We start from the raw sequence: 15,948 nt of genomic DNA on the forward strand, positions 1-15,948 counted from the left end.
ATCATGCCTGATTTATCCGCCGCGGAGTTTACCTTATTACAGGGTGCGCACCTGTTTGCGCCAGAAGACCGGGGCATCTGCGATGTTCTGCTCGCGAATGGCAAAATTATTGCCGTCGGCGCTGACATCCCCAGCGATATCGTACCGGACTGTGCGGTAATTAATCTTAGCGGCCGTATGCTGTGCCCGGGCTTTATCGACCAACACGTTCATCTGATCGGCGGCGGCGGCGAAGCGGGGCCGACGACGCGGACGCCGGAAGTCTCCCTGAGCCGCCTGACGGAAGCCGGGATAACAACGGTCGTCGGCCTGCTTGGCACCGACTCCGTTAGCCGTCATCCCGCGTCGCTGTTAGCCAAAACGCGAGCGCTAAATGAGGAGGGAATCACCGCCTGGATGCTCACGGGCGCTTATCACGTTCCGTCGCCGACCATTACTGGCTCGGTAGAAAAAGACGTCGCGCTGATCGACCGCGTCATTGGCGTGAAATGCGCAGTCTCCGACCACCGTTCCGCCGCGCCCAGCGGGAATCAACTCGCCAGCATGGCCGCCGAATCACGCGTTGGCGGCCTGCTGGGCGGCAAACCCGGTGTCAGCGTTTTTCATATGGGCAGCAGCAAAAAAGGGTTACAGCCGCTGTATGACATCCTGGAAAACAGCGACGTGCCGATCGGTAAACTGCTGCCTACCCACGTTAACCGTAGCGAATCGCTTTTCGAGCAGGCGCTGGCGTTTGCGCTTAAAGGCGGCGTGATCGACATTACCACCAGTATCCCGGATCCCGTCGCGCCGGCGGAGGGCATTGCCAGAGCGGTAAAAGCCGGCGTCCCGCTTTCCCGGGTGACGCTCAGTTCAGACGGCAACGGCAGCCAGCCGCTATTTGACGCTGCCGGAAATCTGACGGGTATCGGCGTCGCGGGCTTCGAAAGTTTGCTGGAGACGTTGCAGACGCTGGTTAACCACTACGGATTCAGCCTGACCGATGCTCTGCGTCCGCTGACGACCAGCGTAGCCGCCTTCCTCAGTCTGGACGGCAAAGGCGAAATCCGTCCCGGTCACGATGCGGATCTGCTTGTCTTTAGCGCAGATTTACGCATTGAGCAGGTGTATGCGCGCGGCAAACGCATGGTCAATGAGGGGAAAGCCTGCGTAAAAGGTACCTTTGAACCGGCGTAATTCCCGCTAGTTTCAGGCTGCCCCATCACGGCATTCTGAAAGAGGACGGGATAAGCGGTTGTCAGCCGCCCGAATGGACGTAGAATGCCCCTTCGGGCGGCTGACAGGATAACGGTAAATGGATGTAACTGGAGCAGGTTTGCACAATATTGAGACAAAATGGCTATATGATTTTCTGACGCTGGAAAAGTGCCGCAATTTCTCTCAGGCCGCCATTATCCGCAACGTATCGCAACCCGCTTTTAGCCGGCGGATTCGCGCCCTAGAACATGCCGTGGGCGTTGAACTGTTTAACCGACAGGTCTCGCCGCTACAGCTTTCCGAACAGGGTAAAATCTTTCACTCCCAGGTTCGCCACCTGTTACAGCAGCTGGAAAGTAATCTGACCGAACTGCGCGGCGGCAGCGATTATACGCTGCGTAAAATCAAGATTGCCGCCGCCCACTCGCTCTCCCTCGGCCTGTTGCCGACCATCGTTAAGCAGATGCCGACGCAGTTTACCTACGCCGTTGAGGCGATAGATGTCGACCAGGCGGTGGATATGTTACGTGAGGGGCAAAGCGATTTTATCTTTTCTTATCACGATGAAAACCTGCAACAAGCGCCGTTTGATAATATCCGCCTGTTTGAGTCGAGACTGTTTCCGGTTTGCGCCAACAATGGCCGGGGCGAGCCGCGCTATACGCTTGAGCAGCCGCACTTTCCCCTGCTTAATTACAGTCAGAACTCCTATATGGGCCGGCTGATAAATCGTACCCTGACTCGCCATGCTGAACTGAGTTTCAGTACATTTTTCGTCTCTTCGATGAGTGAATTGTTAAAACAGGTTGCGATGGACGGCTGCGGAATCGCCTGGTTGCCCGAGTATGCTATCCGTCAGGAGATTACCGACGGACGCCTGATAGTGCTTGATGCCGACGAACTGGTTATCCCGATCCAGGCTTATGCTTATCGCATGAATACCCGCATGAGTCAGGTAGCCGAAACATTTTGGCGCGACCTGCGTGGGCTTCAGGCCGCGCTGTAAACACCTCAGGCGGTAAGGCGTTGTTCCCCGGTCAAAGAGGCGCGGGTGTCCGGCCAGGACTCATACCAACGAATCGCCGCGCGCACCAGCGACGCTGTGGAATCAATCATCGGGCACGCTATCGCGCGTTCATGTCCGGCAACAATAAGCGGAATTTCGGTACACCCCATAATAATTGCCTGAGCGCCACGGGCAATAAGGCTATCGATTTGCGGCAGCAGCAGCGCTTGCGCCGCAGTTTTATCGCCACGTTTAAGCGTATAAATAGCCTGCATTACCAACGCCTGCCCCGCGTCTTCTGGCTGAATTAACGTCAGCCCCCGCGCCAGCGCTTTCTTTTGATATAACCCGGTCGCCAGCGTCGCATTGGTCGCCAGCAGACCAACGTACCGCGCCGATGGCGGAATATCCCCCAGGGTAGCGTCCAGGATGCTGATCATTCGCGCTTTCGCGACGTTCTGTAAATCATCAAACCAATAATGCGCAGTGTTGCATGGGATAACGATACACTCTGCCCCGGCGTCTTCCAGCATATGCAGATAACGCTCCAGATAACGGTATGGCGAAGGCCCGCCGGATAACAGACATGCTGTACGATCGGGAATATCAGGGATAGAGCTGACAATGAGCGGGATGTGTTGTTGATCACAACTGGCATGTCGCAATTCAACAAATTTTTCCAACATATCCGCCGTTGCCGCAGGTCCCATCCCCCCCAGTATCCCAATGGTGTGTTTCATCGCTTTTCCCGCTTATTTACGTCAAGGTCAGAAACACACTATCAACTTGATGTGTATATAAAAAATGCCGTTTTATTAGCGGCTATGCGTAAAAATCATAACGGGTGTAAGGGCCATGCGTTATCGCCTTTTCAGGCAATCGATTGGTTACATGAGCGCTCATCAGCCTTCGCAAGCCGCTAAATGCCATTTCGCTATACAGCATCGCCCACTGCGAGTCCGCAAGCTTGTTTTGTTCTCATCGCCACAGCGCCTGTCGGTGAAGGGGCCGCCGTGTTTTGCTTTTCGACGCTAATGCGGGAATATCCCAGCGAATATGGCTATAAACCAAATCCACGGTCTCCGTGGCGCTGCCTTCGGCGTCGCCATGATTGCTCATGCGTGAAATTCGCACATTAGTGAGCGTATAAATAATAAATGGCAGCATTGCGCCCTTATCACGACGGCATAATGTCAGCACGCCTTCTTTCACCGTTTTCCCGTTACAATAGTGCTCATAGAGGCCAGGCGTAGCAAGATCGACTGGCTTTGTCAGCGTCAACCCTCCAATATATGTCCCTCTCGCTTCGCCGGACTCCCGTTTCGTCGGGTTGTGGTTGTAAGCAATAAGTTTTATTTGGTTTTCAAAACCTTTGATCTGGCTTTCGCCTTCAATACCGTCCAGTTTTAAATAGATGGCGTCCATCCCCCCTCCGTGATTATCATGCGGCAAAGCAGGCTGACAAGGACGGAACGCCAACAATGAAAGAACGTTCCATTTTCCAGCCATTTCGTTGGTGTCTCTGTATACCAGATTAAATACCGACAATCTGCTATAACTGGATTCTTGCTAAATACCTTCTGCCATCAACAATCCATTTTACAATAGCGCTACTGACCTGAAATCTATTACGCCTGGCATTCAAGCATCGTTTCCTGAATAACCATAGCCGCTATAAGAACCATATCAAAAAAGAAATATCAATATCATTTCTTATTTTTATCCGAGAAATTACTTAATTCCACCGAATCGGAATATAGACAATTCTTATTCCTTTTCACATCAATGGGTTTTTTAGACTTTTGTCATATCGAAAACAACCATTCCAATAGAACATATTTACTATGTGAATATATTTAATGTTTTTATCGCGCGCAGTGTTATCACAGTAATAAATGATTTGCATCAAAAATGCGCCTTTCAGCGCCACGTATTTTTGGGCAGCAAATTATAAAATCGCGTTTCAAAGTCAGTAACATGTTCTCTGTTCAGGCGATATGACTTTATGCCCGGACGACACGCCAGCCGCTTTACCCTTACGTTTAGTCGTGATACGTTAGATCACATGAACACGAAACGATCCAACGCTACGCAACGTCATCTCCGCTGGTGGCTGCCTTCCTGAAGGCGGCACGGATCACTATCCCTTTTTAAGTAGCCGCCGAAAGGCGGCTACTGCGTTTCGGGACGTCTTTCGGCTTTACAGTAAGCATAAAGGAGTCCTTAATGAACACCCTTCCCATCATTCTGACTGGCGATCGCCCCACCGGCTCGCTGCACCTCGGCCATTATGTCGGTTCACTGCGCCAGCGCGTCGCGCTACAGCAGGATCACCAACAGTATGTCCTGATTGCCGACCTGCAGGGACTCACCGATAACGGCAGTAATCCGCAAAAAATCCGCGATAATATTCCGCAAGTGTTAGCTGACTATCTGGCCGTCGGCATCGATCCCGCGCTAACGACGATCTGCCTGCAATCCGCATTACCCGCCCTCGCTGAATTAACGGTGCTGTATATGAATATTGTTACCGTCGCCCGAGTGGAGCGTAATCCTACGGTAAAAAATGAGATTGCCCAAAAAGGCTTTACCCGTTCCCTGCCGGTCGGGTTCATGGCGTATCCCATTAGCCAGGCGGCAGATATCACCGCCTTTAAGGCCGAAATGGTACCGGTTGGCGACGACCAATTGCCCATGATTGAGCAAACGAATGAGATCGTTCATAAGATGAATAGTCTTTTCTCCTCGCCGGTATTGCGACCCTGTCAGGCGCTCCTGAGCGATACGGGCCGTCTGCCAGGCATTGACGGCAGCGCCAAGATGTCGAAATCGCTCGGCAATACCCTGCTTCTTTCCGCCAGCGAAGAGACCATCCACCGTGCGGTCAGCGCGATGTACACCGATCCCAACCATTTAAAAATTAGCGATCCGGGAAAAATAGAAGGTAACGTCGTCTTTACGTGGCTGGATGCGTTCCATCCGGATAAAGCCAAAGTCGCGGCGATGAAAGCACATTATCAACAAGGCGGATTAGGCGACCGTGTCTGTAAAAATGAGCTGGAGACCTGCCTGCAAGAACTGATCGCGCCCATACGCGAACGACGGGCAACCTTTATTGCGGATAAGGGAATGCTAATGGAATTGCTGAAAAAAGGTAGCGAGCGGGCGCATGAGGTCACTCAAAAGACGCTACAGGAAGTAAAACGTGGACTGGGTCTGCCCACGCTATTCCAGGTATAATCAGGCATCAACGTTGTCCAGCGGCCATGACTCAAACAGATAGCCATCAAAGTAGATGTCATCAACATTGGAAAACTCCAGCAGACGCTGCTTCACGTTTTCCAGGTGCTGCCACATCGCCAGCTTCGCTGCGCGGGCGTCTTTCTTAATTAACGCCGCGAGGATCTGCTTATGATCGACCAGCCACTCCTTACGGTAAAGCGTATCGCCCAGATGGCTATGAAGCTGGAGCCACATCGGATTATTTTCACGCCATTGCCAGGACTGACGGAAGAGCTCTACCAACATACTGTTATGGGTCGCTTCGGCAATGGCCAGATGAAACTGCATATCGCCGCTTTCTGAGCCGCCCGGCGCGCTGGAGGCGAGCTCTCGCTCTTCCAGTTGTAACGCCTGGCGCATTTTAATGATGTCTTCGCGGGTGGCCTGCAGAGCGGCAAATTCAGCGATATTGCTTTCCAGCAACTGACGCGCCTGTAACAGTTCAAACGGCCCGGCGTCATTACAGTGATTGACGTCAGCGCCTTCCATCTCGTTATTATCCGCGCTGTCGAGCACGTAGATCCCGGCGCCGCGGCGGACTTCAACCAGACCTTTAATTTCCAGCATGATCAGCGCTTCACGCACGACGGTACGCGTCACATTGAGCCTCTCAGCGATCTCTCTTTCCGGCGGCAAGCGCTCCCCGGGGCGGTACGGCGTCTGAACAATCAGATCCCGTATCATTGCGCCCACTTCCTGGTAAGGTCTTTGCTGAGAAGTGTTTGATTTCATATTGGTCGTGCCCGTCCGATGCGATTTCCCGGTATCAGACTATAGCATTTGTAAAGAGGGATAGCACGCGTAGCACACCAAAAACGCGAAACTGGTCAACCAACAAAATAATAATGCGCCCCGTTTCGCTAGTGAGGCCAGATGAAAGGAAAGGCAGTAGACAATACACGACTGATGTTCCACCTTTAGCCCTGATGCCTGAATATGAACAGAATATTGGTTTACCAATATAAAATTTATCAACCAAAAATTACGCCATAAAATGTTTCTGTTCATTGACAGGAACAATGCTTCTGACATAGCGTGATCGGCGAAAATCCAGCCGCTCTCTTTGTATCAAGAACGCGTTATGATAAAAGACACCGTGTTTTTCGCCCCAGGCGTATCCGGGGGGAGCAACGCCTCCAGTTTGTCGAGCCGCCATCGCCGGGCAGCGATTATTCTGCATGAAATTTATGGTATTAACGCTCATATCCAACGCGCAGGCCATGAATGGATGACGCGCGGATTCGACATCTATATTCCCGCGCTGTTTCCTCACCATACCCCCTTTCGCTATGAACAGCAGGAGGAGGCTTACCGTCACTTTTCAGCAAATGTCGGCTTTGATCCCGCCGTCGTTACCACGTTACTCCACGAGCTCAGAACGCAGTACGAGACGTTAATCGTCGTAGGGTATAGCGTCGGCGCAACGCTCGCATGGCTAAGTGCAGCCAGTGGGTTATGCGATGGCGTCATTTGCTATTACGGTTCCCGTATACGCCAGTACCTTCATCTTGCGCCTCTCTGTCCGACACTGGTTATTATCGCGCGTTATGAGCCGGCGTTTGATCCCCTCGCCATGCGACAGGCGCTGGAAAAGCGACCCCGGGTGCAGTGTAAAATGTACGATGCGCGGCACGGGTTCTGTGATGCTGATAGCGCCACCTTCGATGCCGCCTTGTCGCATCAGGTAATGGACGATGTGAGCGCATTTATTCGCGACATCACCCGTGCAAACACATCGCCCGATTTTCAGCTTTAGTGGAGACTTTTTTCAACGACCTGTTCCAGTTTTTTCAAAGTCTGTATGGCTGCGGCATCAAGACCATAACGTTGCAGCGTTTCGGCGGGATGATAACTGACCAACGTTCGCCCATCGGCTTGCTGGCTAATGAGCACCCGAAACGGTAAATCCAGCGCCAGTTCGGGATGCGCCAGCATGAGAGGCGTTCCGCCTTTAGGATTGCCAAAGACCAGAACCGTTGTCGGCGGCATTTTCAGGTTAACATTCTGTGCCGCTCTGGCATGATCAAATTCCCCAAATAACACCAGACCGTGATCGGCGACAGCGTGCATCAACCGCGCTCGGGTCTGCAAATAGTCATAAGCGCTGTAGGTTTTAACCATGGTTATCGCTCCATCCTCCGTTGCAAAGCCAGGCCTTATTAAGATTAACATCAGGGTTACCGCCAATAAAAAAGGCTTTAAAATAGTACTCATTCTTCTCTCTCCCTGACCCAATACCCATGAGTAAATGCGACACAGATGATATTCAGTTTAAAAATCAGTCATCGTACTGTACCCCTTATTATTGCACTGAACAGCTCATCACTAAAAAAACAGACGGCAGAACAAAAAATTCCGACGTCTGAACAAATTTAAATAACGATGATCCAGTCTGACTGAGCGACAGCGCGATCATTATTATGGCGCGACACCATCTTCTTCAGCCCGCTGGGTAAGAAAGAATATACTCCGCTCAGTAAGATAATAAATACTACAGGCCAACTCTTCAGAGATACGGAGCATCATTGCATAGTGATGATGCGATTTTTCTGGCGCCATCGGCAGAAATATTTCTGACTCCAGCACGTTACTTAAAAAATGAAATTTATGTGCATATTCAGCAGATATAACGCCTCTCGCCATCAGATTAGTCATTAAGGTATTTAAACTATCTTGTTCATGATACACGACACCTTTTCTCTCATGAATTCTGAGAAGAACGCTTCTGAAGGCTGCATGACATTCCTTTACGACACAGGCAAAATCATTAAGCATCAGGCGATTATACGCTTCCATAAGATCATATTCGACAAAGCCATACTCTCCAGGAGAGTACAAATAATAACATATGTTTTTAAGCCGTTTTATTCTGCGCAACCTTACAATTCTACCATTTTCATAGCGATATTTTAAACTATGCTCATGAAATATATTGTTTAATTCACTAATCGCCTTATCCGGTTCTAACCCAAGCGTAACTTCATAGGTTCGAAGGTAGGTATCTATATAGTTAAAAGCAAGCTCAATGGTATCAATATGCTTTCTTTTATCATCTGTTTTTAATAACAGATTACTCATTTCATCCAGATATGACGTTGAATGCGCATATAAGGTGAATAAGCCATACTCTTTGCGCAACGTTTTACATATTCTTCGATAAACTTCGTCAGAATGACTATTATGATAGCAGTATAATGTCATATCATAAAAAGAGGAGCAATTTCCTAGCGTATTGATAATCAATAAGATTATTTGCTCGCGTATTTCTAACGGAATATCTTCATATAACAGATCGCTATGCCTTAGTGAGTATGGTCTAAAGGTGTGCATTCCTCCTCCTGTAACCGCAACAGAAAAAAATACGCTATGAATAGCGCCACATTACTCTAATTCAGTGGTTCAGGTATTAATATCAGCTCAACAGTGAGCCATTTTTTCTTATTTTTTAATGGTGTTGCGTGAATATTTATTTACTCTACAGTTAATTATACCCCATCTCCCTTTGTCATTCTGCTGATCATCACTGGTGCGAAAATCTGGATTATCCATGGCATTCAGTCTTCACTGAATGCCACAGACAAGGGTTATTCAACTAAAGCTCACCTGTCCCTTAGCCCTGCTTTCATTCCGTTACGTCACTGCCATACCAGCACACTTAAACGTAAGGTGAGCTTATTGTTTTTATCGACGGGTCAGAACAATCCTTCGCCGGTCATACAGTGTTTCAACAGAGAGCTGCAAATCATATTTTGCATTCTTCAGTTTTCGCGATTTAAGCATTTTCACCGTGACGCCACTTATTTGCCCTGTTTCAATCCGTCTCTTGATTTCGGCTGCGCTTAACAGGAGTTGCTTCTTCAAAATCGACAGCAGGCTGACCTGAAAAGAACGGGAAATCCTGACACTAACACTGACCTGCTTGTGGGAGGCGATACTGACCAGCCACCGTTCCTGAATGTGAAAATCAGGCTGCCCCGATAATTCAGCATTGTTTCGCTTCAGGATCGCGTTGTCATAAGCAAAATATTGCACCGTGGCAGCATCATTCGCCATCAGTCGGCCATAAAGACCGCGGTTAATTTTGCTGACTGGCAGGCGCGAGAACAGGGAGATATTCCAGGTGTAATCGCAGTGTGTGCATTTATAGATACTCCAGACATCGAGTACCTTCTTTTGCGAATTAACCCGAAATGCCCCAGAAGGCGTGAAGTCCCGTTTTACGCTGCATGAAGGGCAACGTTTCGCTATGCGCTGATACCCCACAGGAGTGACAGTCCATATTACTTTCATAACGTACCTTTTTTAACCCATACAAAACCGGATCCGAACTCAGCGGACCATAAATGTTTATGTATGAAAAATATTTAAGTGATATTTTTCAGTGGGTTAAAAAAAGATTTCCAACGCAACAACCCTGTCAATGGCTAAAAAGATACGCCGAGATTATCAAAGCGGCCATTATCGGGTATATGAGTTTAATCAATATTCATTATGGTAGCGGCGGGATCTATTCAACTGACTTACTAAACGCATGATCCTCCCTTTGAGATCACACTTTTCACTCCCGGTTATTCACTTACAGAAATCAGGTGTTATCATTCACGACGTAAATACCTTTCAACTCAACCCGAGGCTTTGATGCTGGAGAATGTCATCATCTGATAATCAGTTCCCCGACCTTTTCAGGCCGGACTGATTATCAATGTGCCGAAATCGAATGCGGACACCGCAGTGTGTTTGCACGTTTTGCCTATGATGATTAAACAGGTTCTTCAGTATGAATTTATCCCGTCAGGAACAACGTACCTTACACGTTCTCGCCAAAGGCGGACGCATTACGCACATCCGCGATGCGTCAGGCCGCGTCACCGCCGTGGAGTGCTATAGCCGCGAAGGGCTGTTGCTCGCCGATTGCACGCTCGCTGTATTCAAAAAACTCAAAACCAAAAAGCTGATCAAATCCGTTAACGGTCAGCCCTACCGCATTAATACAACCGGGCTGAACAACGTTCGCGCCCAGCCTGACAATCGCTAAGGAGATGATGATGGATATCAGCGCCGTTATTTTTGCAACGCATCGCATTCGGCTATTACCCGATGAAGGCAAAATCCCCTGGGACGAGCCAGCCTTCAGTCAACGCATGCTGGAAAATCATCTGTCGCAGGACCACGACTGGGCCAGCCGTCGGCTAACCGTGATTGAGCAACAGGTAACATGGATTACCCGTCAGTTACCCGCTGGCGCCCGCATTCTGGATCTCGGCTGTGGACCCGGTTTTTATACCCGCCTGTTAGCGGAGCGTGGGTTTCACTGCACAGGCGTAGATTTCTCTCCGGCATCCATCACATGGGCTCGCCAGCAGGCGCAAGCCGCAAACCTGAATATTGACTACATTCAGCAGGATATTCGTACATACCACCCCACGGAACCTTTTGATTTCATTATGATGACGTTTGGGGAACTGAATGTCTTTAGCGCTGCTGATGCGCAAAGCCTCATCAGTCATTGCGCGCAGTGGTTGAAACCGGACGGCAAACTGCTTGTTGAAGTGCATACCTTTGATGAAGTTAAACGCCAGGGCATGGCGCAGCCAGGCTGGCAGCGTTGTCCGCACGGCCTGTTTCTTGCCATGCCTCATCTGCTGTTAACGGAAAATGCCTGGGATGAAGAGGCCCAAACCAGCTCAACGCAGTTCTGGGCGATAGCGGAAAACGGCTGTACCACCCGTTTCGGCAGTCAAATGAAGGCCTGGCGCGATGATGAATATATCAGCCTGCTTGGTGATGCTGGCTTCACTGTGTTGCAGCGCCCGGACAGTCACACCTGGCCGGTCGGCGAGACTTTTGCAGGCAAGCTGTTTGCGCTGCTGGCTGAAAAAGCCCCTCCCGCTGAGGGAATAGCCCTCAGTAAAAGGAATAACCCAATGGATATCCCACGTATTTTTACCATTAGCGAAAGCGAACACCGTATCCATAATCCGTTTACAGCGGAAAAGTACGCCACGCTGGGCCATGCGTTACGCATGAAACCAGGCACACGGATTCTCGATCTCGGTAGCGGTTCGGGTGAGATGCTCTGCACCTGGGCTCGCGATTACGGTGTTACAGGTACTGGCATTGATATAAGCCCGCTCTTCACCACACAGGCAAAACAACGTGCAGAAGAGCTCGGCGTCAGTGAATACGTACATTTTATTCATAACGACGCGGCCGGTTATATCGACGAGGAAAAATATGACGTGGCGGCCTGCGTAGGCGCCACCTGGATTGCGGGCGGTGTCGCTGGGACAATAGATCTGCTGGCCAAAAGCCTCAAACCAGGCGGGATCATTCTCATCGGCGAACCGTACTGGCGTCGGATCCCCGCAACGGAAGAGATCGCCCACGCCTGTGGCGTCTCATCCGTCGCCGATTTTCGTCCCCTGCCCGAGCTGGTCGCCTTTTTTGACCAACTCGGCTATGACGTAGTGGAAATGGTGCTGGCGGACCCGCAAGGCTGGGACAGATATGAAGCCGCGAAGTGGATGACCATGCGCCGCTGGCTGGAGGAAAACCCTGACGATGAGTTTGCGCAAGAGGTTCGAACAGAACTGATGTCAACGCCACGATGTTTGACCGTTATTTGCCATTTTCATGCCCGCTAAATACTTTCGTTACTGATGCTGTCCGCTTTCCACCATTTCATCATCACTGATTGGCGTTGTGTTTTTGGTCAGCACTCCAGCTTTACGTTTCTCTTTTAACCGGTAACTCTCTCCTTTGATATTCAGCGTGGTTGAGTGATGTAGCAGCCGATCCAGGATCGCTGTTGCCAGCACGTGATCTCCGAACATTTCTCCCCAGTCTGCGAACCCTTTGTTTGACGTCAGTATGATGCTCGCTTTTTCATATCGACGGTTCAGTAGCCGGAAGAACAGACTGGCTTCCTCTCTGTTCATCGGCAGATAGCCTATTTCATCCAGGATCAACACCCGGGCATAACTCAGTTGCTGTAGCTGACGCTCCAGCCGGTTTTCCTGTTTCGCTTTCATCAGTGTCGCGATCAGTCTGTCCAGTGGCATAAACAGTACCCGATGTCCCGCATCCACCGCTTTCACGCCAAGAGCTATGGCCAGATGAGTTTTTCCGACACCAGGAGGGCCCAGCAGGATCACGTTTTCGCTGCGCTCCACGAACGCCAGACCAGCCAGTTCCCGGACAACCTTACGGTCGATGCCCGGCTGGAAGGTAAAGTCGAACTGCTCCAGCGTTTTGACCCACGGCAGACGAGCCTGCTTCAGCCTGGACTCCATACCGCGCTGATGCCTGCCGTTCCATTCCTGCTGTAGCGCCATGCACAGGAACTCCCGGTAGTTCAGCTCTTTTTTAGCTGCCTGTTCCAGCAGGCTTTCAACGTGATAACTCAGATGCTCCATTTTCAGGCGACTCAGCAGGACTTCCAGTTCATGCATCACAACAGCTCCTCATAGGCACTCAGTGGTCGATGTTCCACCTGACTGACCTGCTGCCAGAGCGGGGCGTGATGCTCCGGCACTGTCTGCCAGCCAGACGATACTGAACAGAGGCGATGTGAGGCCACCAGTTTCTCATTACTGTAGATCCGCAACTCGTCATCCAGCGATATTCGTATCGATACCGGCTGACCACACAGCGCTTCGGGAACGCTGTAACGATTACCACCAACCTCGATATAGCTGTCCCAGGACACATGGCGGATGTCGAAGTAACTGGTATCAAAGTCCGTATCCGGTAACGGCTGCAGATGTTCCTGCTCCAGCGCGAAGCGCTGTTCCGGCGTTTCTTTGAACTGGCGAAGCTCCCGTTTGTCAGCCACATCGGCTATCCATTGCTCCAGTTGTTGATTGACATGAGTGAAGCTGTCGAACCTGCGGTACCGGACGAAGAAGTTCTCCTTGAGGTATTTCACCATCCGCTCAACCTTACCTTTTGTTCTGGCCCTGCGTGGACGGCATGCCCGTGGCAGGAAGTTATAGTGGTCAGCCAGCAACAGGAATCCGGAGTTGAACACGACTTTCCCGTTGTTATTCTTCAGCACCGCAGCCTTCTGGTTATCAACCAGCACCGTTTTCACACAACCACCGAAGTAGCGGAAGGCGCGAACCAGTGATTCGTAGGTATGCTCAGCATCCTGTTTTGGTGCGGCGAAGACATGGAAGCGGCGGGAGAACCCCAGCGTATTAACCGCAAAGTTAACTTTGCACCGTTGCCCGGCAACCTCCACCTCAACTTCGCCCCAGTCGTGCTGGAGCTGGTATCCAGGCTGAGTTTCGAAGCGAACTGTTCTTTTTGACGGACGCATTTTACGTTTGGGCTGGATGTAGTAACGCAGCATGGAACGTCCGCCCGTATAACCCATTGCCTTAATCTCCGCGAAGATAACCTCGCTATTCCAGACATTCTCTGCCAGGCGCATGTCGATGTAATCCATAAACGGTTTCAGCTTAGCCATTTTGTGGCGGGTCTTTCTGGCTGGCGGTTCAGGGTATTTGAGGTAGCGTCTGACCGTCCGTTCAGAGCAACCAATCTGAGTCGCAATATCGACAATGTACGCGCCCTGCTGGCGCATTTGCTTTATCATGTAAAAGTCCTCTCTGCTCAGCATGTTGATGTCCTTTCTGGTGTGAGAACCTTAAGGAAACAACATGTTGGGTGGAGCGGACAATCCAAATGGCGAATTACCGTCTTATATCACTGGCGCTGACACTGACGGCAGCCCCCAAACGTCACGTCACCTGGACGCGAGAATACTTTGGCTGGGGCGTATTTGCGTTAATCGCGCGATAACGTGAAGCAGGAGGTATAGCCTACAAGAGGTATACCTCCGTTTAAAAGTATGCAACAAATTAACACGGCTCAAGGCGGGAATATATCGTCTTAGAGACTATCCCACCAGGCATTATTGGCGCAGCCAGTTTGGACACGGACAGCGCACAAAAACCGGAGCGTACACGTAGTACGTGAGGATTTTGAGCACTGCCCAGGTCCAAAATGGCAAGTAAAATAGCCCTAATGGGATAGGCTCTTAATTTCGCCATTAAGTTTCTGCCACAATATGTCGCAAGACGTGCAAGCGTTCCACCTCACCTGATGAACGACACCACCATCAATAAGACGTTATTGCTGCAATTCAATTATTAAGAATAAAAAAAGAACCAGAAGAAAATTACAAAATAACTTATCCAGCATATTAGCTATTGTTAAAATCAAAGTAATCCCCCGTAAAAGCTGGATATTTTTATTTCTCATAGACGAGAATTTATATATTATGATATAATACGGCAGAAAAACATGCAGGTTATTAACCTGCCATTAATGTAAATAATTTTTTGAGGAGATATTTCCAGTGGGACGTAAATGGGCAAATATTGTTGCTAAGAAAACGGCTAAAGACGGTGCAACGTCTAAAGTATATGCAAAATTTGGTGTAGAAATCTATGCTGCGGCTAAACAAGGTGAACCAGACCCGGAATCAAACTCAGCTTTAAAATTCGTTATTGAACGTGCGAAACAAGCACAGGTTCCAAAACATGTTATTGATAAAGCCATTGATAAAGCCAAAGGTGGCGGAGATGAAACGTTCGTGCAAGGGCGTTATGAAGGCTTTGGACCCAATGGTTCAATGGTTATCGCTGAAACGTTGACGTCTAATGTTAACCGTACGATTGCTAATATCCGCACAATTTTTAATAAAAAAGGCGGGAATATCGGAGCGGCAGGTGCTGTCAGCTATATGTTTGACAATACTGGAGTGATTGTATTTAAAGGAACAGACCCTGACCATATTTTTGAAATTTTGCTTGATGCTGAAGTTGATGTTCGTGATGTAACCGAAGAAGAAGGAAACATCGTTATTTATACTGAAGCTACAGACCTGCACAAAGGAATTGCAGCGCTAAAAGCAGCTGGAATTACTGAATTTTCAACAACAGAATTAGAAATGATTGCTCAATCAGAAGTTGAACTTTCACCAGAAGATTTAGAAATCTTTGAAGGACTTGTTGATGCCCTTGAAGATGATGATGATGTGCAAAAAGTATATCATAACGTTGCAAACCTCTAATTATAAATTAAACAAATCTGTCTCTATGGCAGATTTGTTTAATTTATAAAGCTGTTATAAAAAAGCCTATCTGGCCAGATATATAGATTTTTAAATTTATGTGTCTTATCATGACCTGATCTGACACATAGCCTTAAAAGGTTGAGAGTTACCGGTTTTGATATAGTGTCGAATCCTTATATAAAACATGAGGTAATTTTCATGCTTCATACGACGAATCCCGTCAGCAAGCTAAGCAAAAGCCAGCAATATCAGGCTACTTACAATCTCCCCGTGCTCTTTAAGATGCCGCGCCTCATAAATTCCGCTTGCGCTCATGATGACTCATCTGGCGCTCTACGCGTCGCTTGACCACAGGTGTGACTCCACCAGCGCGCTACAG

15 protein-coding genes and 1 pseudogene are annotated in these 15,948 nt (G+C 49.4%); 8 read left to right on the forward strand and 8 right to left on the reverse strand.

Translation table 11 applies throughout. The features are described from left to right. Nucleotides 1-3: 3 nt before the first annotated feature. Together iadA and hypT are read left to right on the forward strand one after the other, a co-directional pair. On the forward strand, nucleotides 4-1,176 hold the full coding sequence (gene iadA / locus K8W53_RS20110; protein WP_023224618.1) for a beta-aspartyl-peptidase: 1,173 nt from the start codon (nucleotides 4-6) through the stop codon (nucleotides 1,174-1,176). Between the two features lie 118 nt (nucleotides 1,177-1,294). Next, nucleotides 1,295-2,203, forward strand: a complete 909-nt coding sequence (gene hypT / locus K8W53_RS20115) for a hypochlorite stress DNA-binding transcriptional regulator HypT (RefSeq protein WP_000383509.1) — start codon at nucleotides 1,295-1,297, stop codon at nucleotides 2,201-2,203. Between the two features lie 5 nt (nucleotides 2,204-2,208). Here the strand turns inward: hypT and K8W53_RS20120 are convergent, their stop codons facing one another. Continuing rightward, nucleotides 2,209-2,943, reverse strand: a complete 735-nt coding sequence (locus K8W53_RS20120; protein WP_023224619.1) for an aspartate/glutamate racemase family protein — start codon at nucleotides 2,941-2,943, stop codon at nucleotides 2,209-2,211. Between the two features lie 238 nt (nucleotides 2,944-3,181). Next, entirely contained in the window at nucleotides 3,182-3,712 is a 531-nt protein-coding gene (locus K8W53_RS20125) for an Hcp family type VI secretion system effector (RefSeq protein ID WP_000907667.1), read from the reverse strand. A 717-nt stretch (nucleotides 3,713-4,429) separates the two neighbouring features. On the opposite strand from K8W53_RS20125, the gene trpS reads away from it, so the two are divergent. Further along, nucleotides 4,430-5,443 carry a tryptophan--tRNA ligase gene (gene trpS, locus K8W53_RS20130; RefSeq protein WP_001094611.1) on the forward strand — a complete coding sequence of 338 codons (1,014 nt, stop codon included), beginning with the start codon at nucleotides 4,430-4,432 and terminating at the stop codon, nucleotides 5,441-5,443. On the opposite strand, the gene uxuR is transcribed toward trpS, so the two are convergent. Beyond that, complete coding sequence (uxuR, locus tag K8W53_RS20135) at nucleotides 5,444-6,217, reverse strand: Uxu operon transcriptional regulator (protein ID WP_000841654.1); 774 nt, start codon at nucleotides 6,215-6,217, stop codon at nucleotides 5,444-5,446. Between the two features lie 349 nt (nucleotides 6,218-6,566). Between uxuR and K8W53_RS20140 the strand changes: the two genes are divergently transcribed. After that, the gene (locus K8W53_RS20140) at nucleotides 6,567-7,241 is read left to right on the forward strand and encodes a dienelactone hydrolase family protein (protein ID WP_000588694.1); all 675 of its coding nucleotides are present in this window, start codon (nucleotides 6,567-6,569) and stop codon (nucleotides 7,239-7,241) included. Here K8W53_RS20140 and K8W53_RS20145 read toward each other — a convergent pair. The 3 genes from K8W53_RS20145 to K8W53_RS20155 all read right to left on the reverse strand — a co-directional run bounded on the left by K8W53_RS20145 (nucleotide 7,238) and on the right by K8W53_RS20155 (nucleotide 9,775). Next, nucleotides 7,238-7,699 (reverse strand): DUF302 domain-containing protein, encoded by a 462-nt coding sequence (locus K8W53_RS20145; RefSeq protein ID WP_023194437.1) that lies wholly within the window; start codon nucleotides 7,697-7,699, stop codon nucleotides 7,238-7,240. The genes K8W53_RS20140 and K8W53_RS20145 overlap by 4 nt on opposite strands. A 204-nt stretch (nucleotides 7,700-7,903) precedes the next feature. Beyond that, nucleotides 7,904-8,815, reverse strand: a complete 912-nt coding sequence (locus K8W53_RS20150) for an STM4504/CBY_0614 family protein (RefSeq protein WP_023224620.1) — start codon at nucleotides 8,813-8,815, stop codon at nucleotides 7,904-7,906. A 351-nt stretch (nucleotides 8,816-9,166) separates the two neighbouring features. Beyond that, the gene (locus K8W53_RS20155) at nucleotides 9,167-9,775 is read right to left on the reverse strand and encodes a DUF1062 domain-containing protein (RefSeq protein WP_001727634.1); all 609 of its coding nucleotides are present in this window, start codon (nucleotides 9,773-9,775) and stop codon (nucleotides 9,167-9,169) included. Between the two features lie 487 nt (nucleotides 9,776-10,262). On the opposite strand from K8W53_RS20155, the gene K8W53_RS20160 reads away from it, so the two are divergent. Together K8W53_RS20160 and K8W53_RS20165 are read left to right on the forward strand one after the other, a co-directional pair. Continuing rightward, a complete protein-coding gene (locus tag K8W53_RS20160; protein ID WP_001054380.1) occupies nucleotides 10,263-10,520 on the forward strand; it encodes a YjhX family toxin in 258 nt (85 codons plus the stop codon). 4 nt (nucleotides 10,521-10,524) lie between these two features. Next, entirely contained in the window at nucleotides 10,525-12,129 is a 1,605-nt protein-coding gene (locus K8W53_RS20165; RefSeq protein WP_208207303.1) for a class I SAM-dependent methyltransferase, read from the forward strand. Nucleotides 12,130-12,138: 9 nt separating this feature from the next. Here K8W53_RS20165 and istB read toward each other — a convergent pair whose 3' ends face one another. Both istB and istA read right to left on the reverse strand, forming a co-directional pair. After that, nucleotides 12,139-12,936: an IS21-like element IS21 family helper ATPase IstB gene (gene istB / locus K8W53_RS20170; RefSeq protein WP_000544828.1), complete on the reverse strand. Its 798-nt coding sequence runs from the start codon at nucleotides 12,934-12,936 to the stop codon at nucleotides 12,139-12,141. Next, the gene (istA, locus tag K8W53_RS20175) at nucleotides 12,936-14,108 is read right to left on the reverse strand and encodes an IS21-like element IS21 family transposase (RefSeq protein ID WP_000952349.1); all 1,173 of its coding nucleotides are present in this window, start codon (nucleotides 14,106-14,108) and stop codon (nucleotides 12,936-12,938) included. The genes istB and istA overlap by 1 nt, the downstream gene beginning before the upstream one ends. 101 nt (nucleotides 14,109-14,209) lie before the next feature. Here istA and K8W53_RS23930 point away from each other — a divergent pair. Further along, nucleotides 14,210-14,290 (forward strand): annotated as a pseudogene (locus K8W53_RS23930) (SAM-dependent methyltransferase); the annotation flags it as partial. Between the two features lie 559 nt (nucleotides 14,291-14,849). Next, on the forward strand, nucleotides 14,850-15,566 hold the full coding sequence (locus tag K8W53_RS20180) for a YebC/PmpR family DNA-binding transcriptional regulator (RefSeq protein WP_000532939.1): 717 nt from the start codon (nucleotides 14,850-14,852) through the stop codon (nucleotides 15,564-15,566). The last annotated feature ends 382 nt before the right edge of the window (nucleotides 15,567-15,948 follow it).

The organism is Salmonella sp. A29-2, assembly GCF_020150755.1.
Lineage (GTDB): Bacteria > Pseudomonadota > Gammaproteobacteria > Enterobacterales > Enterobacteriaceae > Salmonella > Salmonella enterica.